This is a genomic window from Paenibacillus sp. FSL K6-1217 (genome assembly GCF_045040735.1).
GTDB lineage: Bacteria > Bacillota > Bacilli > Paenibacillales > Paenibacillaceae > Paenibacillus_AQ.
The window spans coordinates 5,261,004-5,278,164 of the sequence record NZ_CP150271.1; the positions used below are offsets into that span (position 1 = coordinate 5,261,004).

Sequence of the window (17,161 nt, forward strand, 5' to 3'; positions counted from 1 at the left end):
GTATTTAACACAGGATGTGCTATAATAGGCCTGTATGTGATGTCGGCTTATATAAGCAACCCAATATTTTAGGAGGATTGAAACCATGCCATTAGTATCTATGACAGACATGTTGACCAAAGCACTTGAAGGAAAATATGCAGTTGGCCAGTTCAACATCAATAACCTGGAGTGGACGCAAGCGATTCTCGGTGCAGCAGAAGAAGAGAAGTCACCGGTAATCCTGGGCGTATCCGAAGGCGCAGCTCGTCACATGGGCGGCTTCTACACTGTAGTTAAGATGGTTGAAGGTCTTATTCATGACATGAAAATCACCGTTCCTGTAGCCATCCACCTGGACCATGGTTCCAGCTTTGACAAATGTAAAGAAGCAATCGATGCCGGATTCACTTCCGTTATGATCGACGGCTCCCACCACCCGATCGACGAGAACATTGAAATGACTAAAAAAGTCGTTGACTATGCTCACGCCAAAGGTGTATCTGTAGAAGCAGAAGTTGGTACTGTAGGCGGACAGGAAGATGACGTTATCGGCGGCATCCAATACGCTGACCTGAACGAGTGCGTACGCATCGTCAAAGAAACAGGCATCGACACCCTGGCTCCTGCACTGGGTTCCGTACACGGTCCTTACCTGGGCGAACCAAACCTTGGATTCAAGGAAATGGAAGAAATCCGTGACGCCGTTAACCTTCCGCTTGTACTTCACGGCGGCACTGGTATTCCGGTACATGACATTCAGAAATCCATCTCCCTGGGTACTTCCAAGATCAACGTTAACACTGAGAACCAGATCGCGTTCGCTAAGGTTGTCCGCGAAGTTCTTGCTGCCAAACCGGATGCTTATGACCCGCGTACATTCATCGCACCGGGCCGCGAAGCCATCAAACAGACTGTTATCGGCAAAATCCGCGAATTCGGCTCCAGCAACAAAGCCTAATTATTACCCTGCCGCATAACGTTTTTCCGCACAAGCTATTTCGTTTTCCTCAGAAACGGGTGCCGTCCTTCGGGTAAGGACGGCGCAGCCGTTTCTTCTTCTAATCACCAATCACAAGCAGTCCTTATGTCACCTTAAGCCACAACTGGTATTGCCACAACAAGCTGCAATACACGTAGGGGGAACCAGATAAATTTATGGAAAAATTAATGATTGGCGGCGGACGTCCGCTAGAGGGCGTTGTAACCATCAGCGGAGCTAAGAATAGCGCTATTGCGCTAATTCCTGCGGCAATTTTGGCGGAGTCTGAAGTTGTACTGGATAATTTGCCTGCGCTTAGTGATGTGGCCGTTTATTCTGAAATTCTGGAGGAGCTTGGCGCGAGCGTGTCGTGGACAGGCAGCCAAATGAGAATTGATCCCTCCCGTATCGTATCCATTCCTATGCCTAACGGACCGGTGAAGAAACTCCGGGCTTCTTATTATATGATGGGCGCACTTCTGGGCCGGTTTAAGGAAGCGACCATTGGATTACCCGGCGGCTGTAATTTTGAGCCCCGCCCGATTGACCAGCATATCAAAGGCTTTGAAGCGCTTGGTGCGACCGTTACCAATGACCATGGCTCGATTCACCTGTATGCCAAAGAACTGCGCGGTGCCAAGATCTACCTGGATGTATCCAGCGTCGGTGCCACCATTAACATTATGCTCGCGGCCTCCCGGGCCAAAGGCTCTACAATTATTGAAAATGCGGCTAAAGAGCCTGAGATTATAGATGTTGCTACCCTGCTCAACTCCATGGGCGCTGTTATTAAGGGCGCCGGTACCGAAACGATCCGGATTGAAGGCGTAACCGAAATGCACGGCTGCCGCCATTCGATCATTCCTGACCGTATTCAGGCTGGAACATACATGATTGCCGCTGCGGCTACGCGGGGCAATGTGCTGATTGATAACGTGATTCCCAAGCACCTGGAGGCACTCACCGCCAAGCTGCTGGAAATGGGAGTGGACATAGAAGAATTGGATGAGAGTATCCGGGTGATCGGCAAGGCCAAGTATCAGCACGCGGATGTCAAGGCACTGATCTACCCGGGTTTCGCTACAGATTTGCAATCTCCCATGACCAGCATGCTTACCCAGGCTGAGGGGGTCAGCGTTCTGAGCGACTTCGTGTACAGTAACCGCTTCAAGCATGTTCCTGAATTAGTCCGGATGGGCGCCAAGATTCGCGTGGAGGGACGTTCCGCAATTATCGAAGGCGGCCCGCTGAATGCCGCCAAGGTGAAGGCTGCCGATCTCCGGGCAGGTGCAGCGCTGGTTATCGCCGGTCTTACGGTTGAAGAAGGCATCACTGAAGTAACAGGTGTAGAGTATATTGACCGTGGTTATGACAACCTCGTAAGCAATCTGCGCAATTTGGGAGCCGATGTCTGGCGCGAGAACGAATAATGAGGATACCCGGATCGGCAAGGCAGAAATTGGCCGCTAAGTGCATATCTCCTTCCAATTCGGGTAATCCTATCCTAATAAGCATTTTCATAGACTCATAGTTTAGAACTCATCATACACAAATTGAATAGGTGGTTATAGCACATGGATCTTCAAATTTCCGATCTGGAAGAAATGAAGCTTACCGATCTGTATAAGCTGGCTAAGAAATACCAGATCCCGTATTACGGAACGCTTAAGAAGCGGGAATTAATCTTCGCTATTCTTAGAGCACAGGCAGAGCAGAGCGGTCTGATGTTTATGGAAGGCGTGCTTGAGATTCTGCCGGAAGGCTATGGCTTCCTGCGGCCGATTAACTATTTGCCGAGTGCAGAGGATATTTATATCTCAGCTTCGCAGATCCGCAAGTTCGACCTTAGAAGCGGTGATCTGGTCTCCGGGAAATGCCGGACACCCAAAGAGAATGAACGCTATTTTGGACTCTTGCAGGTCAATGCCGTTAACGGCGAGAACCCGGCAACTGCAGCTGAACGGTTACATTTTCCGGCACTTACGCCGCTTTATCCGCAAGATAAGCTGCCGCTTGAAACATCCCCAACCCATTTGTCCACCCGTATCATGGATTTGCTTGCTCCTGTAGGCCTGGGGCAGCGCGGTTTGATCGTAGCACCTCCCAAAGCAGGCAAGACGCTCCTCCTCAAAGAAATTGCCAACAGTATCTCTACGAATAATCCTGAGATTGCATTATTTGTTCTGCTAATCGATGAACGTCCCGAGGAAGTAACAGATATGCAGCGTTCGGTCAAAGGTGAGGTAGTGGCTTCGACATTTGACGAGCTGCCGGAGAATCATATCAAAGTGGCAGAGCTTGTACTGCAGCGCGCGCTGCGCCTGGTAGAGCACAAGAAGGATGTCGTTATTCTGCTGGACAGTATTACCCGTCTGGCCCGTGCCTACAATCTCGTAGTTCCGCCGTCCGGCCGGACACTAAGCGGGGGGATCGATCCTGCCGCGTTCCACCGGCCTAAGCGCTTCTTCGGTTCTGCACGTAACGTGGAGGAGGGCGGCAGTTTAACTATTCTTGCCACCGCCTTGATTGATACCGGGTCACGGATGGACGATATTATTTATGAGGAATTCAAGGGTACAGGGAATATGGAGCTCCATCTGGACCGCAAGCTGGCAGAACGCCGGATCTTCCCGGCGATCGATATCCGCCGTTCGGGAACACGCCGCGAAGAAGTGCTGCTTAGCAAGGAAGAGCTGGATACCATCTGGTCAATCCGTAAAAATATGAATGAATCCTACGACTTCGTAGAAGGGTTCCTGAAGAAGCTGCGTGACAGCAAGACGAATGCCGAGTTCCTGGCCTCCTTCGATGTTGCCGGGGGCAAAGATTCCTCGTCAGCAAGCAGTACAGCCAGCAAAGGCGGCACCTCGAACAGCGGCTCGTCTGCGCGCCGTACCACGCGGCCCAAGGCACCTTCTGTGCCGACAACCTGAGAATAGATAATAAGAGGAGAATAACATGTATTTGGTATATGCCGACGAACAAGGAAACGTATATGATCATCCCGAGCTGTATGGCCTGGCCCGCAGTGGCGATATGATCGTTGAGATACTGGAGGAAGAGCTGGTTCCGCTGCCTGAGGGGGCCACGCTGGTCGGGCTTCCGAGCACGCGGGCGATTGGGATGAACCCGGAGACCGGTGAGATGCTGCCCCTGCCGGCAGGTTCGCAGGCTGTCGGAGCCTTGCTGCCGCAGGGGTACACCCGTCTGTGCCTTCCCGGTTACGTCAAGACAGACAAGACCTACAAGCTTCCGCTCTTTGGATATTCCGCTGTAGTATGGAAGGACGGCGGTTTCTATGTGGCGGCTGATCTGACAGATGATCCGGAGCAGTGGAACCCGCTTAACTGCGACCGGGACGATGTGAAGACGGGGGTGGGCGAGCTGATTGCCAAGTACCCGGAGAACCGTCTGTATAATCACTTGTCCAACTGCGCGCTGGAATATGAATGCCTGACCTCGTCCAATACCTTCCTTGGCCGCTGGGAAGGCGCTGTTCCGGTCTCGTACTCCTGTAACGCCGGTTGCTTCGGCTGTATCTCTGAACAGCCGGATGACAGCGGATTTGTATCGCCGCAGACACGGATGAACTTCCGCCCTACGGCGAATGAGGTCTCACAAGTAATGCTGGAGCACCTGAAGACGCCGGAATCCATTGTCAGCTTCGGACAGGGCTGTGAAGGCGAGCCTTCTACGCAGGCGAAGCTGATTATTGAATCTATCCGTGAAGTCCGGTCCATTACCGATATGGGCTATATCAATATCAATACCAATGCGGGCTTAAGCGATCATATCCGCGGCATTGTCGATGCCGGTCTTGATTTGATGCGGGTTAGCACCATCAGCGCGCTGGATGACCATTATAACGCCTATTACAAGCCTCGCGGGTATACGCTGGCTAACGTAGAGAAGTCGCTGAAGTACGCTGCCTCACAAGGCGTATATACCTCCATTAACTATTTGATTTTCCCGGGGGTTACAGACCGTGAGGAAGAGATTGAAGCGATGGTGGAGTTCGTCAGACGTACAGATCTTAAGCTAATTCAGATGCGTAATCTCAATATTGACCCGGAGAGCTATCTGGAGCTCATTCCTCCGGCCCGGGGCGAGATCCTGGGCATGAAGACGATGCTTGAGATTTTCCGTGAGGAGCTTCCGGAGGTTGTCATCGGCTCCTTCACGCATGTTCCGCCTGCTGAGCTGGCCCGTGCCAAGCAGCGCAGAGTGAAGCTGTAGGCCCTCGCTTTTAAGAGCGGCTGGCCTATTGCAGAACTCTGGTTTTACGTGCTAGAATGTAGCTTGCGTAATCATATAACTCTAGGCCCGCATGAGGCTTAGGGCGTGAGAGGTGAGATTTATATGCAAACAGCCATTCAACCCAAGTACAATGTAACGAAGGTAACCTGCGCTTGCGGCAACACTTTTGAAGCAGGCTCGACCGTACAGGAGCTTCGCGTCGAAATTTGCTCCAGCTGTCACCCGTTCTTCACCGGTAAGCAGAAGTTCCTGGATGCCGGCGGCCGTGTGGACAGATTCAAGAAGAAATACGGTATCTGATATGTACAGTTGATTTTTGCCTGTGCGTAAGCTATACTTATCTTCGCCGTGCTAGACGGGGAGGTAGCGGTGCCCTGTAACTCGCAATCCGCTGTAGCGAGGTTGAATTCCTGTTAGAGGTGCTGTCGATGTGAGGCCTTGGTTCCTATGGGCTGTGTTGACGGTTGGGTCCTCCGCAATGAGTGCTTGTGAACCTGGTCAGGTCCGGAAGGAAGCAGCCATAAGCGAGTTTGCTCTTGTGCCGGAGGGTGGCCTAGCCCGAGCAGTTTTGTAGGGTTACCGCTTGGATCGCAGCCATCAATAACAGGTGCACGGTTTATAATATGGATGATGATAGCGTCTTTGCCACCAAGCGAAGATGCTTTTTGTTTTTTTAGATATTTCAGATCATAAGATCATATTTCCCGCTATGACCTGTTAGAGGGACGGTGAAGCCGCTTCTGCTTGGTCAAAGACTGGGAATATAGTATAATAAATTAGCGACAAATGCCGGAAAGCGGCAGCCTGAGAGAGGGTAATGCATAGTGGAACATATCGCGCTGTACCGTGCCTGGCGGCCGCAGTCGTTTCAAGATATGGTGGGGCAGCAGCATATTATCCAGACGCTGCAGAATGCGATCCGTGAACAGCGGGTCTCGCATGCCTATCTGTTCAGCGGACCGCGGGGGACCGGTAAGACGAGTGCGGCCAAGGTATTGGCCAAAGCAGTCAATTGCGAACGGGGCCCGGGCCCTGAGCCCTGCAATGAGTGTCCGTCCTGTCTGCGGATTACAGCAGGCAACATCATGGATGTCCAGGAGATCGATGCGGCATCCAACCGGGGCGTTGAAGAGATTCGCGATCTGCGGGATAAGGTGAAATATGCACCTACCGAAGTACGCCGTAAAGTGTATATTATTGATGAAGTGCATATGCTGACAACAGAGGCATTCAATGCCCTGCTGAAGACGCTTGAAGAGCCTCCGCAGCATGTCATGTTTATTCTGGCAACCACCGAGCCGCACAAGCTGCCGGCTACGATCATCTCGCGTTGTCAGCGGTTTGACTTCCGCCGGGTCTCCCTGGAGGAACAGACGGGCCGCCTGACTGAGATTTGCCGGAAGGAAGGTATTACAGCAGATGATGATGCCCTCCAGTACATTGCCCGCCTGTCTGACGGGGGAATGCGGGATGCGCTTAGCATTCTGGATCAGATCTCATCCTTTACAGACGGAAATGTGACCTATCAGCAGGTGCTGGGAATGACCGGGGGAATTCCCTCCGAGCAGTTCGCGCGTCTGGCGAACGCCATTCTTGACAGTGACATGGGGCAACTGCTGGAGCTTGTTGAGCAGATGATGCATGAGGGCAAGAGTGCAGATAAATGCCTGGAGAATCTTCTGTATTATTTCCGTGATTTACTGATGATCAAGATGGTGCCCGGAGCGGATCAGCTAACGGACCGCGTGCTGAACCCGGCCGATTTCCGCGACATGGCAGCAGCCTTTACCCGCGACCGGTTATTCCTGATTGTGGAGACACTGAGCCGCTATCTGGGAGAGATGAAGTATGCTACACATCCGCAGACTATCTTCGAGGTAGCGCTGATGAAGCTGTGCAGCGGTCCGCATGACGCTGCTGCTCCGGCTGTAGGCGATCCGCCGGTGAATGCACCTGCAGCAGCGAATGCTTCTCCGCAGGTACAGTCCGGTGAGCTGGATCAGCTCAGACGGCAGATTGCCGCGCTGGAGAAGAAGCTGGAGCAGGCTATTCAAGCCGGCGGTGTTGCCGGGGGCGGCGGGCGTGAACAGACGCCACAGCGGCAGGCCCCTCCAAGTGCTCCGCGCGTATCTTCGGCCTCTAAGCTTCCACCGCAGCTCGATAAGTTTATTGCAGGTAAGGACAGTCCTGATTTTAGCGCGGTCTATAAGCAGTGGAGTCTTGTCCTCCAGGGTGTGAAGGAAGAGAAAGTCACGGTACACGCGTGGTTTGTGGATGGTGAGCCGGTGGCCGTGATGGAAGATGCCGTGCTGGTTGCCTTCAAGAATACCATTCACCGGGATACCACAGAGAAGCCCGCGAACCGGCAGGTCATTGAGAACGTAATGAATGCCAAGCTGGGTAAGCCGTATCGGCTGGTAACTATGATGATGCGTGACTGGAATGAAGCAGCGACGAAATCTGCGGCTTCGGCCGGAACAGAGGAGCTGCGTCTGGAACATGAGCACGAGAGCGGCGAAGGCAAGTCCGAACCATGGATTGATGAGGCGATCCAGCTCTTTGGAGAAGACCTTGTTGTCATAAAAGAATAAAGATTCAGCTATCAGCGCGAAGATGCGCATCCCAAAGGAGAGATGATGTATGAATAATATGAACCAGATGATGAAGCAGGTTAAAAAAATGCAGGAACAGATGCTCAAAGCCCAGGAAGAGCTGGGCAGCAAGACAATTGAAGGTTCTTCCGGCGGCGGCGTGGTTACCGTTCAGGTGAACGGACACAAGAAATTGCTGTCCATTCAGATCAAACCGGAGGTTGTTGATCCGGAGGATATCGAAATGCTGCAGGATCTGGTAATCACTGCTGTTAATGATGCTCTTACCCAGGCAGAAGAGTTGGCGAACAACGATATGGGTAAATTCACAGGCGGAATGAAGATTCCTGGCTTGTTCTAGGCTTACTCCACTCCCGGCCAAAGGAGAACCAATACTTTGTATTATCCAGAACCGCTAGCCAAGCTGATAGAAGCTTTTACACGTTTGCCCGGGATTGGTCCGAAGACGGCTGCCCGGCTGGCCTTTCATGTGCTGAATATGAAGGAGGATGAGGTGATTGATTTCGCCAAAGCCCTGGTCAGCGTCAAGCGTAATCTTCATTACTGCTCGGTCTGCTGCAACATCACGGATACCGACCCGTGCCGGATCTGCCAGGACAAAACCCGCGATGCTTCGGTAATCTGTGTGGTTCAGGACTCGAAGGATCTCGTGGCAATCGAGCGAACCAAGGAATTTGACGGTTATTATCATGTGCTCCAGGGTGCAATCTCGCCTATGGAGGGCATAGGGCCGGATGATATAAGTCTGAAGGAGCTGCTGACCAGACTTAGCGATGAGCGGGTGAAGGAGCTGATCATGGCCACCAATCCGAACATTGAGGGGGAAGCCACCGCCATGTATATCTCCCGTCTTGTCCGTCCATTCGAGATCAAGATCACCAGGATAGCCCATGGTTTGCCTGTAGGCGGCGATCTTGAGTATGCGGATGAGGTAACCCTATCGAAGGCGCTGGAAGGCCGTCGTGAGCTGTTCTGAGTGTTGTGCTGTTGTATGATATTATAGGGAGCCCTCGGGCTCCTTTTTTTATTCCCGAAGGGCCGTTGATATTCTGCCAAAAGTTCTGCTGAGCTCCATCTCCCGGTTCTAAGTTTGTCCCTATTTCGATATGTATGAGATTAACGGGTGCGAATCACCGGTTACATCTGCAGTTATTCATATATCTATAGGAGGGATTGCAATGGGATGGTGGAATACCAAATGGCTGAGCGGGAAGGCCGAGCGGGAGAAGGAAGTGCAGACAGAAGAGGAGTGGGGTACGGTGTACCAGGAGGTGCGTAAAGCGCAGTCTGAATGGGAGAGGGCCTATCTGATGTTTGACGAGGCTATGGGCCAGGATCAGATCGACTATGCGATCTATATCCTTGAGGCGGCTGAACGTAAATATCAGATCCACCTTAAGGATGCCAAGCGGCTGGGGCTCAACCGGAGCCAGCTGCAAGTATGAACAGACAGAGTCAGCGAGGAGGAGTACGATGCTAAGAACTGTTGCTATGGGCGTGCTGATTGTATCGGCAGCGCTGCTGGTCTTAACGGTGTTCAGAAAAAGACTGGGCTGGGCATGGCTCAGCATATTTGGAACCCATCTTATACTGGCCGCGCTCGGCATTTATATCCTTAATTTCTCAGGGATTTTAACAGGTCTGCACATTCCGCTTAACCCTACAACCATAGGTGCTGTAACCATCCTTGGGCTGCCTGGAGTGGTGATGTTGTTGGGTTTGAAATTAACTTTGTTTTAGTGGTTGACGAGGGCTCCTGATTCGTGATACATTAAGTCTCGCCCCTTTGGACAGGAGATCCCCGGATCACTTGCTGAAAGCTAAAGCGAAAAAAGAAATTAAAAAAACGCTTGACTGAAACAAGGGCGCTGTGATATATTATAAAGGTCGCTGCTGAGACAAACATCAACGACAAAAGATGAGACATTGATCTTTGAAAACTGAACAACGAGTGAGTGGGAAATCACTTCGGTGAGATCCAAAATCAGAGGATGTAACAATTCTCGTCAGATGTTTCAAAATGAGCAATCGCTCTTTCTAAATACCAATTTGGAGAGTTTGATCCTGGCTCAGGACGAACGCTGGCGGCGTGCCTAATACATGCAAGTCGAGCGGAGTTTGAAAGGAAGCTTGCTTCCTTTCAAACTTAGCGGCGGACGGGTGAGTAACACGTAGGCAACCTGCCCTCAAGCCTGGGATAACTACCGGAAACGGTAGCTAATACCGGATAATTTCTTTCTTCTCCTGAGGAGAGAATGAAAGGCGGAGCAATCTGCCGCTTGGGGATGGGCCTGCGGCGCATTAGCTAGTTGGTGGGGTAACGGCCCACCAAGGCGACGATGCGTAGCCGACCTGAGAGGGTGAACGGCCACACTGGGACTGAGACACGGCCCAGACTCCTACGGGAGGCAGCAGTAGGGAATCTTCCGCAATGGGCGCAAGCCTGACGGAGCAACGCCGCGTGAGTGATGAAGGTTTTCGGATCGTAAAGCTCTGTTGCCAGGGAAGAACGTCCGGTAGAGTAACTGCTATCGGAGTGACGGTACCTGAGAAGAAAGCCCCGGCTAACTACGTGCCAGCAGCCGCGGTAATACGTAGGGGGCAAGCGTTGTCCGGAATTATTGGGCGTAAAGCGCGCGCAGGCGGTTATTTAAGTCTGGTGTTTAAACCTTGGGCTCAACCTGAGGTCGCACTGGAAACTGGGTGACTTGAGTACAGAAGAGGAAAGTGGAATTCCACGTGTAGCGGTGAAATGCGTAGATATGTGGAGGAACACCAGTGGCGAAGGCGACTTTCTGGGCTGTAACTGACGCTGAGGCGCGAAAGCGTGGGGAGCAAACAGGATTAGATACCCTGGTAGTCCACGCCGTAAACGATGAGTGCTAGGTGTTAGGGGTTTCGATACCCTTGGTGCCGAAGTTAACACAGTAAGCACTCCGCCTGGGGAGTACGGTCGCAAGACTGAAACTCAAAGGAATTGACGGGGACCCGCACAAGCAGTGGAGTATGTGGTTTAATTCGAAGCAACGCGAAGAACCTTACCAGGTCTTGACATCCAACTAACGAAGCAGAGATGCATCAGGTGCCCTTCGGGGAAAGTTGAGACAGGTGGTGCATGGTTGTCGTCAGCTCGTGTCGTGAGATGTTGGGTTAAGTCCCGCAACGAGCGCAACCCTTGACTTTAGTTGCCAGCAGGTTGAGCTGGGCACTCTAGAGTGACTGCCGGTGACAAACCGGAGGAAGGTGGGGATGACGTCAAATCATCATGCCCCTTATGACCTGGGCTACACACGTACTACAATGGCCGGTACAACGGGAAGCGAAGCCGCGAGGTGGAGCCAATCCCAGCAAAGCCGGTCTCAGTTCGGATTGCAGGCTGCAACTCGCCTGCATGAAGTCGGAATTGCTAGTAATCGCGGATCAGCATGCCGCGGTGAATACGTTCCCGGGTCTTGTACACACCGCCCGTCACACCACGAGAGTTTACAACACCCGAAGTCGGTGGGGTAACCCGCAAGGGAGCCAGCCGCCGAAGGTGGGGTAGATGATTGGGGTGAAGTCGTAACAAGGTAGCCGTATCGGAAGGTGCGGCTGGATCACCTCCTTTCTATGGAGAATCGTTTCCTGCAACGGAAACATTCAAATCGGAAGCGTAAGCTTCCACAATAGAACCTTCGGGTTCGAACACTCACTCGTGTTCAGTTTTGAAAGAGCAAGTCTCTTTCGTATGCGTTTGGTGGCGATAGCGGAGGGGTTCCACACGTACCCATCCCGAACACGACCGTTAAGCCCTCCAGCGCCGATGGTACTTGGACCGAAGGGTCCTGGGAGAGTAGGACGCCGCCAAGCGAACAATCAATTTATTGATTGCTTCACAACTGTAAGTTTTGTTATATGGGCTTTTAGCTCAGTTGGTTAGAGCGCACCTCTGATAAGGGTGAGGTCGGTGGTTCGAGTCCACCAAGGCCCACCATATAACACTTATGAATTAAATACCTATTTGGGGCCATAGCTCAGCTGGGAGAGCGCCTGCCTTGCAAGCAGGAGGTCAGCGGTTCGATCCCGCTTGGCTCCACCAAAACTTCTTTACAAAAGTATATGCAAGAATTTGATCCTTGAAAACTGGATACCGAAACGAATTTGCGTTTTAGAACATCTTTTAGCTGGAACTTGTGTAAGCAAGTTGAAATAGTTATTAGTTGCTACAGCGATTTTCCTAACGGAAAACGCATGGTTAAGCTACTAAGAGCACACGGAGGATGCCTAGGCGCCAGGAGCCGACGAAGGACGTGGCGAACAACGAAACTGCCTCGGGGAGCTGTAAGCAAGCTTTGATCCGGGGGTGTCCGAATGGGGAAACCCAGCTGTGGTAATTCGCAGTTACTCGTATCTGAATACATAGGATACGCAGAGGCAGACCAGGGGAACTGAAACATCTAAGTACCCTGAGGAAGAGAAAACAATAGTGATTCCGTCAGTAGCGGCGAGCGAACGCGGAACAGCCTAAACCAAGGGGCTTGCCTCTTGGGGTTGTGGGACGTCTCACATGGAGTTACAAAGGAATCGAGTAGGCGAAGAGGTCTGGAAAGGCCCGCGATAGAGGTAAAAGCCCTGTAGCCCAAACTGTGTTCCCTCCGAGACGGATCCCGAGTAGTGCGGGGCACGTGAAACCCCGTATGAATCCAGCAGGACCATCTGCTAAGGCTAAATACTACCTGGCGACCGATAGTGAAACAGTACCGTGAGGGAAAGGTGAAAAGCACCCCGGAAGGGGAGTGAAATAGAACCTGAAACCGTGTGCTTACAAAAAGTCAGAGCCCGTTTTAGGGGTGATGGCGTGCCTTTTGTAGAATGAACCGGCGAGTTACGTTTAACATGCAAGGTTAAGGTGAGAAGCCGGAGCCGCAGCGAAAGCGAGTCTGAATAGGGCGACTGAGTATGTGGACGTAGACCCGAAACCGTGTGATCTACCCCTGTCCAGGGTGAAGGTGCGGTAACACGCACTGGAGGCCCGAACCCACGCATGTTGAAAAATGCGGGGATGAGGTGGGGGTAGCGGAGAAATTCCAATCGAACTCGGAGATAGCTGGTTCTCCCCGAAATAGCTTTAGGGCTAGCCTCGGTGAATGGAGTGGTGGAGGTAGAGCACTGATTGGGTGCGGGGCCCGCAAGGGTTACCAAGCTCAGTCAAACTCCGAATGCCATTTACTTCTTGCCGGGAGTCAGACAGTGAGTGCTAAGATCCATTGTCAAAAGGGAAACAGCCCAGACCATCAGCTAAGGTCCCCAAGTGTGTGTTAAGTGGGAAAGGATGTGGAGTTGCACAGACAACCAGGATGTTGGCTTAGAAGCAGCCACCATTGAAAGAGTGCGTAATAGCTCACTGGTCGAGTGACTCTGCGCCGAAAATGTAACGGGGCTAAACACACCACCGAAGCTATGGCTAGATGCTTTGCATCTGGGGTAGGGGAGCGTTGTATGTGGGTTGAAGGTGTACCGTAAGGAGCGCTGGACAGCATACAAGTGAGAATGCCGGTATGAGTAACGAAAAGATCAGTGAGAATCTGATCCGCCGAAAGCCCAAGGTTTCCTGAGGAAGGCTCGTCCGCTCAGGGTAAGTCGGGACCTAAGGCGAGGCCGACAGGCGTAGTCGAAGGACAACAGTTTGAAATTACTGTACCACCGTAATCCGCTATGAGCGATGGGGTGACGCAGGAGGGTAGTGACGCGGACTGATGGATGTCCGTCTAAGCAGTGAGGCTGGTGTGCAGGCAAATCCGCACATCGTAAGGCTGGGCTGTGATGGGGAGCGAAAATTACAGTAGCGAAGGTCATGATCTCACACTGCCAAGAAAAGCCTCTAGCCAGGAGAAGGTGCCCGTACCGCAAACCGACACAGGTAGGCGAGAAGAGAATTCTAAGGCGCGCGGAAGAACTCTCGTTAAGGAACTCGGCAAAATGACCCCGTAACTTCGGGAGAAGGGGTGCCTCGGTAGGGTGAATAGCCCGAGGGGGCCGCAGTGAAAAGGCCCAAGCGACTGTTTAGCAAAAACACAGGTCTGTGCGAAGCCGCAAGGCGAAGTATACGGGCTGACGCCTGCCCGGTGCTGGAAGGTTAAGGGGAGCGGTTAGGGGTTAAACCCGAAGCTGTGAACCGAAGCCCCAGTAAACGGCGGCCGTAACTATAACGGTCCTAAGGTAGCGAAATTCCTTGTCAGGTAAATTCTGACCCGCACGAATGGCGTAACGACTTGGGCGCTGTCTCAACGAGAGATCCGGTGAAATTTTAATACCTGTGAAGATGCAGGTTACCCGCGACAAGACGGAAAGACCCCATGGAGCTTTACTGCAGCTTGATATTGAATTTGGGTACGATCTGTACAGGATAGGTGGGAGCCGGTGAGGCAGGAGCGCAAGCTTCTGCGGAGGCGCCGTTGGGATACCACCCTGATCGTATCTAGGTTCTAACCTGGTGCCCTTATCGGGTACGGGGACCGTGTCAGGCGGGCAGTTTGACTGGGGCGGTCGCCTCCTAAAGAGTAACGGAGGCGTTCAAAGGTTCCCTCAGAATGGTTGGAAATCATTCGCAGAGTGCAAAGGCATAAGGGAGCTTGACTGCGAGACCTACAAGTCGAGCAGGGACGAAAGTCGGACTTAGTGATCCGGTGGTACCGCATGGAAGGGCCATCGCTCAACGGATAAAAGCTACCCTGGGGATAACAGGCTTATCTCCCCCAAGAGTCCACATCGACGGGGAGGTTTGGCACCTCGATGTCGGCTCATCGCATCCTGGGGCTGAAGTAGGTCCCAAGGGTTGGGCTGTTCGCCCATTAAAGCGGTACGCGAGCTGGGTTCAGAACGTCGTGAGACAGTTCGGTCCCTATCTGTCGTGGGCGCAGGAAATTTGAGAGGAGCTGTCCTTAGTACGAGAGGACCGGGATGGACGTACCGCTGGTGCATCAGTTGTTCCGCCAGGAGCATGGCTGAGTAGCTACGTACGGACGGGATAAGCGCTGAAAGCATCTAAGCGTGAAGCCCCCCTCAAGATGAGATTTCCCAGTATGTAAGACCCCTTGAAGACGACGAGGTAGATAGGTTGGAGGTGGAAGTGCAGCAATGCATGGAGCTGACCAATACTAATCGGTCGAGGGCTTATCCAATAATTCTAACGCGCAGATTCGTTTCGGATTCAGTTTTCAGGAATCAATTTCCTGTGCGGATTTACATGGCTACCATTAATTTGGAGAGATACCCAAGTGGCTATAAGGGGACCCTCTGCTAAGGGGTTAGACTGCGTAAGCGGTGCGAGGGTTCGAATCCCTCTCTCTCCGCCATTTTAAATCCAATATTTGTAGTGTGGCGGCGTAGCTCAGCTGGCTAGAGCGTACGGTTCATACCCGTGAGGTCGGGGGTTCGATCCCCTCTGCCGCTACCATACATACCCGGAGGCTTAGCTCAGCTGGGAGAGCATCTGCCTTACAAGCAGAGGGTCGGGGGTTCGAACCCCTCAGCCTCCACCATTTTCATGTTTTAGTATTGTATTACCTTACACCGTGCCGGTGTAGCTCAACTGGTAGAGCAACTGACTTGTAATCAGTAGGTTGGGGGTTCAAGTCCTCTCGCCGGCACCATTTTTACAACAAAAGTGTGGAACCGTGGTGTAGTTGGCCTAACATGCCTGCCTGTCACGCAGGAGATCGCGGGTTCGAATCCCGTCGGTTCCGCCATTTTTTTGTTTTTCGGCTTGTTTCATGGCTCGGTAGCTCAGTCGGTAGAGCAAAGGACTGAAAATCCTTGTGTCGGGGGTTCGATTCCCTCCCGCGCCACCATCATGGAGGCTTAGCGAAGTGGCCAAACGCATCAGACTGTAAATCTGCTCACGTACGTGTTCGGTGGTTCGAATCCATCAGCCTCCATCCCTTTTTATGAGCCATTAGCTCAGTTGGTAGAGCACCTGACTTTTAATCAGGGTGTCGAAGGTTCGAGTCCTTCATGGCTCATCTTAAGTAATCGGTCATCACCTTAGGGTGGTGGCCTTTTTTGTGTTATGATACAGGATCAAAGGTTGCTCATAAGTGCAATTCCGCATTTTACAGCAAAATATGATAAAATAAGCGAAAAAAGCAAAAGTGGTGGAGAATGGTGATGATGGATAGTGAGGGTTTGCGTCAAAAATTGGAGCAGCTCACCGGAAAGAGAACCGGAATCAAGCAGCTGGGCAGGCAGCATTCCGCTTCACTTTTTGGCATAGGTACGGGTAAGGATCAAGATCAGGAACTGCCGGTCATTCATGAGGGTTATCTCTGGGTTCCCCTATATGAGAATGATGGCCGTGTCACAGCAGTGTGGGTAGAGACAGAAGGTCTGTCCCCGCTGGAGCTGGAGCTGGTGAATTATGCCGGACGCAATTTTGCGGTAGCGCTGAAGGCAACCGGGTTCAAAGAAGAAGGGGAGATGGAAGCGAGGCAGCTAAGCGGTTGGCTGAACGCCCAACTGGAGCAGGAGAAGGACGAGGAGATTCCCGATGATATCTCGCTGAAGGGCCGGCTGTTCGGGGATATGGTTCCATTCATGCTGGTAAGTGAGAATGTGCATAACCCGCAAATGACATATCGTTCATTAATGAAGCTGCTGCGGAGTTATTTCGAGAATGATGTACTGCTGGTACCCCTGCAGGATAAGGAATGGTTAATTTTAGCCCGCAAGGAACTGCTCACAGGCGGAGATGATAAGGAAGATGAGGAAGAGAGTACCGAGGATCTGCTGTCACAGACTTCTATGGGGCTGCATGAACTGATTGCCAGCGAGTGGGTTGGCGTCTTTCATCTTGCGGTCGCTCCGGCGATTGTTCCGGTCAAAGGTCTGACAGGAGCAGTCGCCCTGCTGCGGGAGACGATTATTCTCGGGCGGATCTTCCAGGTCGGGGATTATATTCATCTGCCATGGGAGCTGCACATGGAGCGGCTGATTAACAGTATTCCCGATGACCGGCGGAGACAGCTGCTGGGCCAGATCGGTGATTACACGGCGGTACTGGCCGATAAGGAAATGCTGCTGACGCTGGAGACTTTTTTTGAAATGGACTGCAATGTCAGTGAAACCGCCAAGAAGCTGTACATTCACCGGAACACCCTGCTCTACAGGCTGGACAAAATCAAACAGGAGACCGGTGCCGATGTGCGCAGCTTTGGGGATGCCGCTATTGTGAAGCTTGCGATGTTATTGTATAAAGTGACGAAAAGAAAATAAGTTTTTTGTGAACCTTGCAAATAGCCATCAGGCCGGCTCTGGGGTAAGATAGGTGTACAAGAAAGCGTTTGATTTTGTAACC

Annotated in this window: 11 protein-coding genes, 10 tRNA genes, 3 rRNA genes and 1 other RNA gene; all 25 read left to right on the top strand. The window is 52.2% G+C overall.

From position 1 onward, the window contains the following. Positions 1 to 85 precede the first annotated feature (85 nt). Entirely contained in the window at positions 86 to 940 is an 855-nt protein-coding gene (fba, locus tag MHH28_RS23310; protein WP_405105975.1) for a class II fructose-1,6-bisphosphate aldolase, read from the top strand. A 197-nt stretch (positions 941 to 1,137) separates the two neighbouring features. Further along, positions 1,138 to 2,391, top strand: a complete 1,254-nt coding sequence (locus tag MHH28_RS23315) for a UDP-N-acetylglucosamine 1-carboxyvinyltransferase (RefSeq protein ID WP_405105977.1) — start codon at positions 1,138 to 1,140, stop codon at positions 2,389 to 2,391. A 144-nt stretch (positions 2,392 to 2,535) separates the two neighbouring features. Beyond that, positions 2,536 to 3,894: a transcription termination factor Rho gene (gene rho / locus MHH28_RS23320; RefSeq protein WP_405105979.1), complete on the top strand. Its 1,359-nt coding sequence runs from the start codon at positions 2,536 to 2,538 to the stop codon at positions 3,892 to 3,894. Between the two features lie 25 nt (positions 3,895 to 3,919). Beyond that, positions 3,920 to 5,197 (top strand): radical SAM protein, encoded by a 1,278-nt coding sequence (locus tag MHH28_RS23325; protein WP_405105981.1) that lies wholly within the window; start codon positions 3,920 to 3,922, stop codon positions 5,195 to 5,197. A 123-nt stretch (positions 5,198 to 5,320) separates the two neighbouring features. Then, a complete protein-coding gene (gene rpmE / locus MHH28_RS23330; RefSeq protein WP_405105983.1) occupies positions 5,321 to 5,518 on the top strand; it encodes a 50S ribosomal protein L31 in 198 nt (65 codons plus the stop codon). A gap of 46 nt (positions 5,519 to 5,564) precedes the next feature. After that, positions 5,565 to 5,833, top strand: an RNA gene (gene ffs, locus MHH28_RS23335) — signal recognition particle sRNA large type. Positions 5,834 to 6,042: 209 nt separating this feature from the next. Beyond that, complete coding sequence (gene dnaX, locus MHH28_RS23340; RefSeq protein WP_405105985.1) at positions 6,043 to 7,809, top strand: DNA polymerase III subunit gamma/tau; 1,767 nt, start codon at positions 6,043 to 6,045, stop codon at positions 7,807 to 7,809. A gap of 49 nt (positions 7,810 to 7,858) precedes the next feature. Then, complete coding sequence (locus MHH28_RS23345; protein WP_036698884.1) at positions 7,859 to 8,170, top strand: YbaB/EbfC family nucleoid-associated protein; 312 nt, start codon at positions 7,859 to 7,861, stop codon at positions 8,168 to 8,170. A gap of 36 nt (positions 8,171 to 8,206) precedes the next feature. Continuing rightward, positions 8,207 to 8,806 carry a recombination mediator RecR gene (gene recR / locus MHH28_RS23350; protein ID WP_405105987.1) on the top strand — a complete coding sequence of 200 codons (600 nt, stop codon included), beginning with the start codon at positions 8,207 to 8,209 and terminating at the stop codon, positions 8,804 to 8,806. Positions 8,807 to 9,008: 202 nt separating this feature from the next. After that, positions 9,009 to 9,275, top strand: coding sequence for a DUF2508 family protein (locus tag MHH28_RS23355; protein ID WP_405105989.1), 267 nt, complete (start codon positions 9,009 to 9,011; stop codon positions 9,273 to 9,275). A gap of 28 nt (positions 9,276 to 9,303) precedes the next feature. After that, complete coding sequence (locus MHH28_RS23360; protein ID WP_405105991.1) at positions 9,304 to 9,570, top strand: pro-sigmaK processing inhibitor BofA family protein; 267 nt, start codon at positions 9,304 to 9,306, stop codon at positions 9,568 to 9,570. A gap of 306 nt (positions 9,571 to 9,876) precedes the next feature. Beyond that, positions 9,877 to 11,437, top strand: a 16S ribosomal RNA gene (locus MHH28_RS23365). A 125-nt stretch (positions 11,438 to 11,562) separates the two neighbouring features. Next, a 5S ribosomal RNA gene (gene rrf / locus MHH28_RS23370) occupies positions 11,563 to 11,679 on the top strand. 47 nt (positions 11,680 to 11,726) lie between these two features. After that, a tRNA-Ile gene (locus MHH28_RS23375) sits at positions 11,727 to 11,803 on the top strand. Between the two features lie 29 nt (positions 11,804 to 11,832). Then, positions 11,833 to 11,908 (top strand) — tRNA-Ala (locus MHH28_RS23380). 154 nt (positions 11,909 to 12,062) lie between these two features. Beyond that, a 23S ribosomal RNA gene (locus tag MHH28_RS23385) occupies positions 12,063 to 14,990 on the top strand. The 16S, 23S and 5S rRNA genes sit together here with 10 tRNA genes alongside, the layout of an rRNA operon. Before the next feature lie 82 nt (positions 14,991 to 15,072). Further along, a tRNA-Ser gene (locus MHH28_RS23390) sits at positions 15,073 to 15,164 on the top strand. Between the two features lie 24 nt (positions 15,165 to 15,188). Next, positions 15,189 to 15,265 (top strand) — tRNA-Met (locus MHH28_RS23395). Between the two features lie 9 nt (positions 15,266 to 15,274). After that, positions 15,275 to 15,350: transfer RNA gene (locus MHH28_RS23400), tRNA-Val, on the top strand. 35 nt (positions 15,351 to 15,385) lie between these two features. Next, positions 15,386 to 15,461, top strand: a tRNA-Thr gene (locus MHH28_RS23405). 18 nt (positions 15,462 to 15,479) lie between these two features. Continuing rightward, positions 15,480 to 15,557 (top strand) — tRNA-Asp (locus tag MHH28_RS23410). 26 nt (positions 15,558 to 15,583) lie between these two features. Next, positions 15,584 to 15,659, top strand: a tRNA-Phe gene (locus tag MHH28_RS23415). 4 nt (positions 15,660 to 15,663) lie between these two features. After that, positions 15,664 to 15,746, top strand: a tRNA-Tyr gene (locus tag MHH28_RS23420). 11 nt (positions 15,747 to 15,757) lie between these two features. Beyond that, positions 15,758 to 15,830 (top strand) — tRNA-Lys (locus MHH28_RS23425). A gap of 163 nt (positions 15,831 to 15,993) precedes the next feature. Next, positions 15,994 to 17,079: a PucR family transcriptional regulator gene (locus MHH28_RS23430; RefSeq protein WP_405105993.1), complete on the top strand. Its 1,086-nt coding sequence runs from the start codon at positions 15,994 to 15,996 to the stop codon at positions 17,077 to 17,079. Positions 17,080 to 17,161: the final 82 nt, after the last annotated feature.

Coding starts and splice junctions, on each gene's coding strand:
- MHH28_RS23325 (WP_405105981.1), top strand. CDS start 3,920: ATGTATTTGGTATATGCCGACGAACAAGGAAACGTATATGATCATCCC.
- rho (WP_405105979.1), top strand. CDS start 2,536: ATGGATCTTCAAATTTCCGATCTGGAAGAAATGAAGCTTACCGATCTG.
- rpmE (WP_405105983.1), top strand. CDS start 5,321: ATGCAAACAGCCATTCAACCCAAGTACAATGTAACGAAGGTAACCTGC.
- MHH28_RS23315 (WP_405105977.1), top strand. CDS start 1,138: ATGGAAAAATTAATGATTGGCGGCGGACGTCCGCTAGAGGGCGTTGTA.
- MHH28_RS23345 (WP_036698884.1), top strand. CDS start 7,859: ATGAATAATATGAACCAGATGATGAAGCAGGTTAAAAAAATGCAGGAA.
- fba (WP_405105975.1), top strand. CDS start 86: ATGCCATTAGTATCTATGACAGACATGTTGACCAAAGCACTTGAAGGA.
- MHH28_RS23355 (WP_405105989.1), top strand. CDS start 9,009: ATGGGATGGTGGAATACCAAATGGCTGAGCGGGAAGGCCGAGCGGGAG.
- MHH28_RS23360 (WP_405105991.1), top strand. CDS start 9,304: ATGCTAAGAACTGTTGCTATGGGCGTGCTGATTGTATCGGCAGCGCTG.